Here is a 12,162-nt window from a genome sequence, read left to right as displayed (position 1 = left end):
GAGCTTCCTTGTGAGAAAGAAAGTGATCAAGAGCTTATGATCATATTAAAAAGCATCTATGATCTGAAAACACGTTCAATCTGTTACAAGGAGAATCTTTCATCACTTGGCGATCTTTCCAATGTTTATATCAATATCGCACATCCGACATTAATAGAAGAGAAATACATTCAGATATTCGCAGACCATCAGGTTCATGTAATATCAAAGCATCAAAATAAGCCTGCATATGAGTACTATCATGCCAATAATCCCAGATGTGAAATTGAAAGCATTGCGCAAAAAATCATATATGAAGAAATGGATGTCAATGATGTCATGATTGCTTTATGTGATTCCAAAGGCAAGACGTTGTTGGCCTCTGTCTTTGATCGGTATCAGATTCCTTATCATCTATCCTTATCAAAATCTTCATCGTATGCCTTTCAGGCCGCAAGCTTATTAGAATTTGCCCTGAATCCGACACCCGAAACCTTTTATGAGTGTCTGACCCAAAGCTGCTTTGGTGATATGAGCGATCTGATCAAAGCCCAAAAAATTTATCCTTATGCATATGATGAAGCTTATCCTGATTTAAGTAAACAAAGGTTCCAAAGCGATCTTTTCAGTGAATATGAAATCAAAGATCTGACCCGTATCATAGAAAAAGCAAATCTTCAGAAACAGCAGATACTCCCATACTGTCAACGATTGCTCTCAGATGATATTCCAGGCATCATGATGGCAACAGATGAAATATTAAGGCATTTTCATGCTTCTACTTTAGATTTTCGAAATTCTCTGTTGAAAATACAAAATCTTTTCAAAGAGAGTCTTCCTTATATTAAAGAAAAAGAAGATATGCGCTTATTGATCGATGAAATACGCAAGATCAGAGTTAATGAAGCTGACAAACGTATGAACAGCGTTACGGTACTTCCTTATTCACAGATCAATGAGTGCTTGCCGATAACCTTTATCTGTTCTGCAACCCAGAATCATTTTTCGAGCTTTACGCCTATGAGCGGTATTTTCGGTGAAAACTATGTTGCCAGCATCAAAAAATTCCCTTCATTGATGACTCGTTATCAGCGATATCATCAAAGCATGCTGGAAAGGATCCTATACGGCCAGCAAATCATCATTTCCTACCCGCTGAGCGATTATGTAGGAAAAAATTTTGAATCAAGCTTGGATATCGAAGCTCTTCTTCAAAAAGAATCAATACCTTATCCGCTTACGCAAACAAGTGAGCTAAAGGAAACGATACTGCCTTTAAGTGAAAATACAGCTGAACAAATTTATATGAAGGATCATGAGATCAAAGGATCAGTTTCTTCTCTTGAAAAGTATGTAGGCTGTCCTTATGCATATTTTTTAAGATATGGATGCCACATCAAAGAACCACTTGAAGCAGGTTTTAACGTCCAGAAGATCGGTACGCTAAATCATGCCGTCCTGGAAACCTTGGTCGGACGTTATCAGAAGAATTATACGAAAGCTTGTGTTGATGAGATAAGTGAAATCATTGATTTATATATGTCTGATATGAAAGCCGTTTTCCCACATATCGACTTTGATTTAATTCGTGATCGATTGATTGAAAATATGAAAATGAATCTTTATATTCTTGATGAAATGGAAGCTCATTCTTCAATGACGCCAAAATATTGTGAATATAAGTGGGAAAGAATCGTACCTGTCAACGATACAGTCAACCTGCATCTTGTCGGCTATGTCGATCGTATTGATACCTCTTCTGGAACCTTTCGGATCATGGATTATAAGAGTTCTTCAAAAAGGTTGCAGAAGGATCATGTCTTTTCAGGTCAGCAGTTACAGCTTTGTACTTATCTGATGCAAATGAAGGATGAATTAAAGCTGCGTCCTTTAGGCGGCTTTTACTATTCCTTTCAAAACGGCAAGCTTGAGCTTCCTTATCAAAAGCTCGCCCGCAGATCTAAAACCATTGATACGATCACACAAGAAGCCATTCAGAAAGAAGTGGTTCGTGCAAATCGGCTTCAGGGATGGATCTTTGATGAGAATGTAGAGATCATGGATGATGATGCAGCCCATGTATCAGGTCTGAAAAATACAAAAAGCAAAGGAATTTATGCATCCTCTGTCTTTGATATTGATGAAGTCAGTGATTGTATCCAAGAAATGATGAAGCTGATCGCTTCTCAGATTTTAAGTGGTGATATACGGTTAGAGCCTAATGAAGCGGCCTGTCTTTTCTGCAAGTACCGGCCTATCTGTCGATTCAATGGCAGCTATACGGAGAAAAAACAGCTGGTGGATCTGCCGCCATGCATGAGAAAGGAGGAAGATCATGGGCAAACAATGGAATGAGGCACAAAAAGAAGCCATTACTACCCGGCATCGCAATATTCTAGTCAGTGCAAGTGCCGGAAGCGGCAAGACGGGGGTCCTGGTTCAACGTTTAGTAGAGCTTGTCATTTTGGATCATATTGAAATTGATGAAATACTTGCCATGACTTTCTCAGAAGATGCCGCCAGTGAGATGAAAAAACGTCTTTCAAAGGAAATCAATCAGCTGGTCTTAAATGAAAAAGATGAGAATAACAGACAGTATCTTTTCTCACAGCTCTCTAAATTATCAAATGCTCATATCTCAACGATTCACTCGTTTTGTTATTCGATCATTAAAGATTATTATTATCTTTTAGGTCTTTCCGCCAAAAGAATTTCAAATTTATGTGTTGAAAGCACTCAGAAGATCTATCAGGACCAGGCTTTAGAAGAAGTTATGACGATCAAACAAAAAGAAAAGAAACACACTTTCTATCAGCTGTGTGCCATGCTTTCTTCACGTCCTGAAAATCTTCAGCCAGTCAAGGATATCATTTTAAAAACAGCTTCAATGGCAGATTCTCAAAGCGATCCTGAAATATGGCTGGATGAGGCATTAGCGGCCTATGATCCGGATACTTTTGAAAAAGGTACCAAGGTTCGTCAAGTTTTTTTAGATTACTGGAAGGGAAAGCTTCAAACCTATCAGCAGTGCTTTGAAACGATCCGTCAGCAGTTTGAAGAACATTATCCCGATGAAGAAAAGAAGATCCATGCCTTTTATAAGAAATATGATCTTATTCGTGATATTCATCTGGTCAGCGATTTTGATGAATTCTCTAAACAGATACTTGTATGTGCCAAACAGCCGGTGCCGACTTCTCCGGATTCACAAAATATCTTTTATAAAGAAGCACGGGATGAGATCATTGCCATCGAAGATGAAGTTTTAGCGGTGCCTCCTACTGATGTCATGAAGAAAATGACCCATGAGATCATTGATATCGTTTCTGAACTGATCGATTGTGTACACCTTTATTTCAAGCATTATGAAGCGATAAAAAATGAAAAAGAAGTGATTGATTTTTCTGATATGGAACACATGGCACTTAGACTTTTAAAAGAATTTCCTCGAGTTGCCGAACATTACCGTTCTCTTTTTAAAGAAATCATGGTCGATGAATTTCAGGACAGCAATGATGTGCAGGATGAACTCGTACGTTTGATCTGTCGTGAAGACAATGTTTTCCGTGTCGGCGATGTCAAACAATCGATCTATGGCTTTCGACATGCCCTGCCTCAAATCATGCAGTCATACAAGGAAAAGGAAGACAGTTATAATAAAGTGATTCGCTTTAATAAAAATTATCGTTCAGATGCGACCATCGTAGAGTTTAATAATGTTCTATATGAAATTCTTATGAACATCGAAGGCTTTGATTCCTTGCCTTTTAAAAGCGAAGATTTAAGTGAGATCGGTCTTGCTTCACAAAAAGAAGATAATCAGCCTATTGTCTTCCATGCCCTTGATCCCAACCTAAAAACCTATGCAGATGAAAAAATTAATAAAGATATTTATAAAGCGGAATATATTGCTCATGAGATCATTAGACAGAGCAAGGATCATGAATTTAAAGATTTTGCGGTATTAGTACGCAGCAACGCAAAAATGGAAGTTTTAAAAAAGGTCTTTGAGAAATATCATATCCCTTACTATATGAACCAAAAAAGCGGCTTTTACGAATCACGAAGCATTCAGATCCTGCTTTCCATGCTTAATGCCCTTTGTGATCCGGAAAATGACTTTCATTTCGCAGCGATTCTCACCAGTATCTTTTTTCAATTTGACAGTGATTCATTAGCCAAAATCTCACAAAAGAAAAATAAATCTTATTATCAATGTTTAAAAGAGCAGACACCTCAAGTCTTACATGAGTTTGAACGTATCCGCAATTCCTCATATACGATCCGGCAAATGATCCAGGAATGTTTCAAATGGAATCATTTCTACGATACCTGCTCATTTCAGGATCAGACCAACTGTGATTATTTCTATGAATTGGCCTGTGATTATGAAAAAAACATCAGCTGTGAATGCATCAACTTTTTAACTTACATCGATTCATTAAAGGATCAGCAAACGGCCCAAACGAGTACAATCGGGAAAAACGACAACGTGGTTCGTTTTATGAGCATCCATAACTCGAAAGGACTTGAATTCCCTATCGTTTACCTATGGTCAACCAGCCATATGAAAAAGATGGAACTTAGTGATATGGTGCTTTGTGATAATGAATTAGGAATCGGGATGAATATCATGCAATTTCCATACCGCAATGTTTTCAAATCTTATCAGCGCATTGCCATTGAACATAAGAAAAATCGTGATGAATTAGAAGAAGAGCTGCGTATCCTCTATGTTGCGACGACCCGCGCAAAAAAACAGCTGCATATCGTAGACTTCCTGGATCCAAAACTGGATATCGATCATGGCATCACCTACTCCAAGGTCAATGCCCGCAAAGGTACGACCAGCTGGATATTACAGGCGATGAATCATTTACATAAGGACCATCTTTTCAAGATTCACTATGTTGATCATCTGTGGGAAACAGCACCTTTGGAGAAGATGAAGACATCTGCTTCCTTGCTTCCCCGATACAAGGATACGCAGGTCATCGAAATTCTTTCACCGAGTGAAACTGAAACTATTGATTTTGGGGTGCACCCACTAAGCTTTCGTGACAGCGATGCCGCTCATCGCGGTACCACTTATCATGCTTATCTGGAGCATTTACCATCTGTGCCATGGAATGAAACATTGATACATGAAATCTCCGTTAAGTATCATCTTGACATGGATGACAGGCTTCTTTTTGATCTGATGAAGCTGAATCAGAATGAAATTTTCAGATCGCTCCAACATACTCAAATCTATCATGAATATCCGTTTCTTGTTCAAGACGGAACTACAATATTACATGGATATATGGACTTTTTATCTATTGGAGATGTCATTACGCTCATTGATTTCAAAAGTGATGCAGTGGAGGATGAAAGTATTTTGATCGATCGCTATACCTCACAGCTAACGGCTTATACAAAAGCCTGCCGGCTTCTTTTCAAAGATAAGATGATCCGGACTTATATTTATTCATTTTCATTGTCTGAGATGATCGAAATGAAATCATAACATATCAAAACAATCTAATAAAAAAACCGCAAAACAGTCTGACAAATTACAACAAATCAGTTTGATAAAATGCCACAAAATAGTTTGACAAAACACCACAAAATGGTATGATAACAATACATCAATTGCTATTGTAGCATTAGGTCTTAGTCCTGAATACTTCAATTTAGATTTTAAGACACTAGGTTTTCTATTCGAGTCATTATGTATTAGAGATTTAATTATTTATTCTTCTAAAAACAATGGTAAAGTCTCCTATTATCATGACCGATATGGGTTAGAAGCTGATGCAGTACTACATTTAGAAGATGGAAGATATGCATTAATAGAAATCAAATTAGGAGCAAATGAAATTGACGAAGGTGCACACCACCTTTGTGAAATCGAAAAACTTATAAATGACCATAATAAAACAGAAAAACAAGTACCTATTCGTTTACCAGACTTAAAAATTGTACTTACTGGAACAGAATATGGGTATCGTAGGGATGATAGAGTCTTGGTAATTCCAATCGGATGTTTAAAAGATTAATAAGATCATTCAAAAGAGGTGAAATTTAATTTCACCTCTTTTTATTTTACCTAAGCAACACCAAATATAACAGAATCGTTTAAACATTCAAAGTGAATGCTAATTCACAGCCAATAGTTCCACCACCAATAATAACTCGTTTCCCTACTGCATCAATATCATGATAAGCTTCATCATAGCAATTATTAAAACGTCAGGTTCCAGTTCTTTTATATTATCACGATTAGCATAAAAATTTAATCGCACAACTATATATCTTCACTTCACGCTAGATTTAATCAAACTGTCTTAACCAATTTGAAAATACGTTTAATCCATTTTGAAAGATGACAGGATCGATACCTCCGCCAAGACGAAGATGATATTCACAATCAAAGCAGCTTCCGGGAACAAAGAAGATACCGGCTTCTTTTTGAACACGCAGAGATAATTCTTCACTTGGTATCTTCATATCATAGCGAATCAATTGCGTCGTTCCTGAAGTAAAAGAATTGGTAATATGTCTTTCATGCTTGATCCATTCTTCAAGATAAGCCCTGTTTTTCAAACAAATATCACGATTCCTTGATAGTATTTTTTCTTTCTGCTTCAAAACCTCAACAGCTAAGACATCATTCATCTTAGATATCGAAATAATATGATAATCACGCCGATAGATGATCCGGTCAATAAAAGCCTTAGGTCCAACGATCCAGCCTAACCGCAGTCCCGGTAAACCAAAAGATTTGCTTAAGCCGGACGTGATGATCGCTTTATCGTATAAATCAAACAAACTTCCCTGATAACAGAATCTGTCAGCATACAGACTTCGATAAACTTCATCCACGAATAAATATAAATCATGTCTTTCAGCTATCTCAATCAGTCTGACACATGCCTGAGTGCTTAGCATCGTTCCGGTCGGATTATTAGGTAAGGTTACACAGATGACTTTTGTTTTATCGGTGATTGCTTTTTCCAATTCATCAAAATCAACCTGCCAGCCTTTTTCTTCTTTTAACTCTAACTCAATCACTTTAGCGCCAAGACTTTCTGCCAAAGAAGATACCTGTTGATAACCGGGTGTGAATGTGATCATCTCATCGTTGGGTTCAATCAGCTCCATGATCGTCATCTCATTCGCATTAATAGCTCCTTGTGCGATGGCAATATTACATGGCTCTGCTGTTTCATATAACTGACAGATTTGTTTTTTTAATTCATCACTTCCATTGATATCACCATAATCAAGCTTCATATCTAAAAGATCAGATAAATATTTTTCTTTGATATCCAACAGCTCTAATAATTCACCCATTTTCAATGGCGATACACAAGATTCAGTCAGATTATAGATGCCGTCATTTTCATGTTCATTCATCCATATTTCTACTTTAAAGGGCGAAATCTTCATCAGTACAACACCTTTTTCAAGAAATCCTGTGCACGCTTTGTCTGCGGCTGAGAGAAGAAGAGATCCGGAGTGTTTTCTTCAATGATCTTACCCTCTTCTAAAAATACGATACGGCTTGCAATTTCTTTCGCAAAACCCATTTCATGCGTCACAACGACCATTGTCATTCCCTCAAAAGCCAGCTGTTTCATAACCTCTAATACTTCCATGACCATTTCCGGGTCAAGTGCACTTGTCGGTTCATCAAAAAGCATGATTTGTGGATTCATCATCAATGAACGGGCAATGGCCACACGCTGTTTCTGTCCGCCGGATAACTTCTTAGGGTAAGCCTCTTCCTTATCTGCCAGACCGACACGCGATAAAAGCTCTCTTGCTTTTGTAATTGCTTCTTCCCTGCTCATATGCAGTGTTTTCATAGGTGCCAGAATCATATTATCCATGACGCTCATATGAGGAAAAAGATTAAAGTGTTGAAAGACAAAGCCTGTTTTTGATCGAGCCTCGGCTGCCTGCTTTTGATCTGTGTAATCAATCTGCTTACCTTCAATATAAATATTTCCTGAATCAGGAATCTCCAATCCATTGATGCAGCGACATAATGTACTCTTTCCCGAACCGCTGGGACCGATCAGACAAACGATTTCTCCTTTGCTGATTTGAAAGGATACATCATCCAGTGCCTTTACATTTTGAAATGTTTTTGAAATATGTTCAGCCTTAATCACTTTCCGCTAATCTCCTTTCCACTTTTTTCGCAATCGAAGAAATCACGAAGGTCATAACCAAATAAAATACGCCTGCCATCATCAAAGGGAAAAGATAATTGTAATAGTTTGCTCCCATGATCTGTGCACTGTAAAGCAATTCAACAGCTCCGATCGTTGAAAGAAGCGAGGAATCCTTGATCAAGGTGATATATTCCGATACCATAGGAGGTACTACCTGTTTAAAGGCCTGTGGCAAAATAACATATCGCATCATATCCCAATGGGAAAGATTCAATGACATGGCGGCTTCCCACTGTCCGGCATCGATACCAATAATTCCGGATCGTATCAATTCTGTCGAATAAGCTCCTGAATTAATTCCGATGGCAATCGTACCCACGACAAATTTATTGACACGGAAAGCATTTCCCGTTATCAAGGTAATCAGAGTAGGCATGATCAGGTAGAAAAACAGGATCTGAAGCAACATAGGCGTTCCACGTATCAGCTCTACATAGCAGTTTCCTAAAAAGCGAAGGAACTTATTCTTATTCAGTTTAAGCGATGCCCCGATAATTCCCAAAACAATGCCCATCACCCATGCGATTGAAGCCACGATAAGTGAGTAAACAGCGCCAATCAGCAGTGTCTTATAATTTTCGGGATTGCTGGCGATTTCCAGACATTTTCCAAAATATTCTTGAATATCCATAATTTTTCCTCACTTATTGAAGTGATTACATTCCCCACTTTGTCTTTAATTCTTCGTAAGCATCACTTTCTTTAAATTGTGCGATTGCATCATTCAAAGCATCCATCAACAATTCATTGCTCGTTGAACAAATAATACCATTTTCTTCATCCACCAATGGTTCATCTAATACGACTAATGATGAATCACTCTCTTCATAATTCTGTGCAACCAGAAGATCGACAACGACCGCATCCATCTGTCCGGCCTTCAATGCTTCAACTAAAATATTCGCATCCTGATTCAATTCCACAGAAGCTCCTTCGATTTCTGCAGCAGCATCAGCACCTGTCGTGCCAAGCTGTGCCCCTACAACCTTACCGCTTAGATCGGCTGCTGATTCAATACCTGAATCTTTCTTTGTCAGAATTACCTGTGCAGATTCCAAATATGGATCAGAAAACAATACCTGTCTTTCCGGATCGTAAGTAAATCCTGAAACACCTACATCGACCTGTCCCAGATTTACGGCATCGACGATCGTGGAGAACGTCATTTGTTCAAATTCTACATTAACGCCTAAGTATTTCTCCAATTCAGCCATCATATCCACATCAAAACCAACCATCTCACCATTTTCCAGTGACTCATAAGGCGGATAATCCGGAGAAATTCCCACGATCAATGTATTTTCTTCAATCAGCTGGTCCTGCCAGCTGATTTCTTCCTCTTGTGTCTGAGAACATGCGCTACATCCTAATACCATTGCTGCTACTGCTGCTATTTTTAATATTTTCTTCATTTTCTTTACCTCTTTCTTTCCTTTCAAACAATAATTCATTTTTTATATATATCTGTACTAAACGTCGTCGTCGTTTTCTCATACTGACCTCCTGAAATAAAAAAAAGCGTCTTCACATATGAAGACGCTGACAGCGCGGTGCCACTTCACTTGCCAACATTTCGCCGGCCTCTCAACCCTTAATGCGAGTACCACAGTTGCCTTACTTTCATACAGCAACATCTCCAAAGCTCGTTTCATTTTCTTCCGGCATCAGCTTCCACCAGCCACTGACTCTCTATAACCTTCCAAAAACTACTACTCTTTTTCATTGACGTTGACAACATATTAATCGAATCAAAACGACTTGTCAAGAAAAAAATTATTATTTTACATCAAAAAATGTAAAACAATGTCATTCATATACATTTTCTTTCAAAGAAAAAGCACTCCTTTTTGAGTGCTTAAAATTCCATATCAACCATATCCTGATTATGTTCTTTTTCGTTTTTTACTTCATAATGTATCAAGACTGAAAGCAAGGCCCTAAGAACAATAATAGCTCCCAGGATCATAATTTCATTGATCGTACGAATCGTCACCGTCTTCAGGATCTCCGCTCCCATTTTAAACTCAAGCCCCAATGCCAAAGCATTTCCCAATGAAAGCTTGATAGGATAATGTACATGCTTCAAAAGACTTCTTCCATACATATAAAAGGATTTCACTGAACCTACAACAATGACGATAATGCCCATCAATTCAATGATCCCAATGATCTCAGGTACGATAAATTCAACAATACGTTCAAAGAAAGCAACATTTTCCGTCGCCGCCTCTGAAAATAACAATAGCGTTAACATAACTAACTGTTATAGGACTGGAGAACTTCGCTAACCGAACGATTCTCCTCCATTCCCTTAATGATCAAGCCTAAAAGCTTACCAACCGATAAAACGGTCATCTTTTCAAGCTGTGCCTTCTTTTCTGCCTGAGGTATCGTATTCGTACATACGAATTCCACGATATTTGAATTCTTCAGTCTTTCGATTGCCGGTCCTGATAAAACACCATGTGTACAGCAGGCATAAACCTCTTTTGCTCCCTGCTTATATAATAAATCTATACCGGCGATCAGCGTTCCCGCCGTATCAACGATATCGTCGATGATGATTACTGATTTACCTTCTACATCACCGATAATGTTCATTGCCTCCGCAACATTTGGACGAGGCCTGCGCTTATCAATGATTGCTAAAGGAGCATGAAGACGTTCTGCCAAAGCTCTTGCACGTGTAGTTCCTCCATGGTCCGGTGAAACGACAACGATCTGATCCAAATGCTTCTTTTGAAAATACTCTGCGATGATAGGCAGACAAGCAATATCATCTGCCGGGATATCAAAGAAACCTTGAATCTGTGTTGCATGAAGATCCATCGTAATGACACGATTTGCACCCGCTCTCTCTAAAAGAGAAGCTACCAGCTTACTTGTTATCGGTTGACGCGGACGTGCTTTGCGATCCTGACGTGCATAACCGAAATACGGTATGACAGCTGTGATAAAAGAAGCACTGGCACGCTTGCAGGCATCAATAGCAATTAAAAGCTCCATCAGATTGCTGCTGACAGGATTACAGGTAGACTGAACGATATAAACTCTTTTACCGCGTACGCTCTCTCCCAATTGTACAAGTATCTCACCATCTGCAAAGTGACGAACATCGCAGTTACCCAGAGGGATGCCCAGCTGCTGAGCGATCTCATTCGCCAGATCGACACTGGATGTCAAAGCAAAAATAACTGTATCCTTAATCATAATATGATCCCCCTTATTTATTTAAATATTTTGTTCCGTAATCTTCTTTGTTTGTCTGACGGCTTCTGGCAATTCCCATCGCACCATCTTCAACATCTTCCGTAATCGTAGAACCGGCAGCCAGCAGTGCATGATGACCGATCGTTACCGGTGCAATGATGTTGACATTGCTGCCAATAAATGCATGATCTCCAATGATCGTCTTATATTTGTTCTTTCCATCATAATTGACGGTTACAACTCCACAGCCAATATTAACATGCTCACCTACTTCACAATCCCCAAGATAAGTCAAATGCGCACATTTGCTGCCATTCCCAAAATTACAGTTTTTAAACTCCACGAAATTTCCGATCCGACAATTTTCATGAACCACCGTATGATTTCTCAAATGCGCAAAAGGACCTACGGTCGTATTTTTCATGACCTCGCTATCTGTAATTTTTGTAGAATCAATTGTAACATCATCACCGATGAGCGCATTTTCAAAAAAACAGTTAGGAAGGATCTTGCAATTTTTTCCGATCTTCGTATGACCTAACAATGTCACATTCGGATAAATAACGCTTCCCTCTCCGATTTCGACATCTTCACCGATCGTCACTCTCTGAGGATCAATGAATTCTACTTTCTGATTGATCAGCCGCTGAATATCTGCACTTGTCATTTTATAATTTTCTCCTTTTTTATATCACTTCTATTTTACTCAAATTTCACTCGCTTTTAAAGTCTTTTCATAATATAATTT

10 protein-coding genes, 1 pseudogene and 1 other annotated feature are annotated in these 12,162 nt (G+C 38.5%); of the genes and pseudogenes, 3 read left to right on the top strand and 8 right to left on the bottom strand.

Annotation, left to right across the window (positions count from 1 at the left end; translation table 11 throughout):
- The 3 genes and pseudogenes from Q0K35_RS08270 to Q0K35_RS11575 form a co-directional block, all read left to right on the top strand.
- The coding region (locus Q0K35_RS08270; RefSeq protein ID WP_294562190.1) for a PD-(D/E)XK nuclease family protein at positions 1-2,334 on the top strand (2,334 nt) is incomplete at its 5' end.
- Positions 2,315-5,488 (top strand): UvrD-helicase domain-containing protein, encoded by a 3,174-nt coding sequence (locus tag Q0K35_RS08265; protein ID WP_294562189.1) that lies wholly within the window; start codon positions 2,315-2,317, stop codon positions 5,486-5,488. The genes Q0K35_RS08270 and Q0K35_RS08265, both read left to right, overlap by 20 nt.
- A gap of 103 nt (positions 5,489-5,591) precedes the next feature.
- A pseudogene (locus tag Q0K35_RS11575) lies at positions 5,592-6,020 on the top strand (DUF4143 domain-containing protein); the annotation flags it as partial.
- A 274-nt stretch (positions 6,021-6,294) separates the two neighbouring features.
- On the opposite strand, the gene Q0K35_RS08260 reads toward Q0K35_RS11575, so the two are convergent.
- The 8 genes from Q0K35_RS08260 to Q0K35_RS08225 all read right to left on the bottom strand — a co-directional run bounded on the left by Q0K35_RS08260 (position 6,295) and on the right by Q0K35_RS08225 (position 12,081).
- Complete coding sequence (locus Q0K35_RS08260) at positions 6,295-7,413, bottom strand: aminotransferase class I/II-fold pyridoxal phosphate-dependent enzyme (RefSeq protein ID WP_273398929.1); 1,119 nt, start codon at positions 7,411-7,413, stop codon at positions 6,295-6,297.
- Positions 7,413-8,141: an amino acid ABC transporter ATP-binding protein gene (locus Q0K35_RS08255; protein WP_294562188.1), complete on the bottom strand. Its 729-nt coding sequence runs from the start codon at positions 8,139-8,141 to the stop codon at positions 7,413-7,415. Before Q0K35_RS08255 ends, Q0K35_RS08260 begins: the two co-directional genes overlap by 1 nt.
- Positions 8,134-8,835, bottom strand: a complete 702-nt coding sequence (locus Q0K35_RS08250; RefSeq protein WP_273398924.1) for an amino acid ABC transporter permease — start codon at positions 8,833-8,835, stop codon at positions 8,134-8,136. The genes Q0K35_RS08255 and Q0K35_RS08250 overlap by 8 nt, the downstream gene beginning before the upstream one ends.
- Positions 8,836-8,860: 25 nt before the next feature.
- Positions 8,861-9,616, bottom strand: coding sequence for a transporter substrate-binding domain-containing protein (locus tag Q0K35_RS08245; RefSeq protein WP_294562186.1), 756 nt, complete (start codon positions 9,614-9,616; stop codon positions 8,861-8,863).
- Complete coding sequence (locus Q0K35_RS08240) at positions 9,564-9,698, bottom strand: hypothetical protein (RefSeq protein WP_294562185.1); 135 nt, start codon at positions 9,696-9,698, stop codon at positions 9,564-9,566. Before Q0K35_RS08240 ends, Q0K35_RS08245 begins: the two co-directional genes overlap by 53 nt.
- A 35-nt stretch (positions 9,699-9,733) precedes the next feature.
- Positions 9,734-9,936 (bottom strand) — a binding site (T-box leader).
- Between the two features lie 123 nt (positions 9,937-10,059).
- Positions 10,060-10,458 (bottom strand): DUF1622 domain-containing protein, encoded by a 399-nt coding sequence (locus tag Q0K35_RS08235; protein WP_294562183.1) that lies wholly within the window; start codon positions 10,456-10,458, stop codon positions 10,060-10,062.
- A gap of 2 nt (positions 10,459-10,460) precedes the next feature.
- Complete coding sequence (locus Q0K35_RS08230; protein ID WP_294562182.1) at positions 10,461-11,414, bottom strand: ribose-phosphate pyrophosphokinase; 954 nt, start codon at positions 11,412-11,414, stop codon at positions 10,461-10,463.
- A gap of 13 nt (positions 11,415-11,427) precedes the next feature.
- Entirely contained in the window at positions 11,428-12,081 is a 654-nt protein-coding gene (locus Q0K35_RS08225; protein WP_294562181.1) for a DapH/DapD/GlmU-related protein, read from the bottom strand.
- Positions 12,082-12,162: the final 81 nt, after the last annotated feature.

Origin of the sequence: uncultured Traorella sp., assembly GCF_944327115.1 — a bacterium.
Taxonomy (GTDB): domain Bacteria; phylum Bacillota_I; class Bacilli_A; order Erysipelotrichales; family Erysipelotrichaceae; genus Traorella.
The sequence above is the reverse complement of the archived record's forward strand: the minus strand, read 5'-3'. Positions and strand labels throughout refer to the sequence as shown.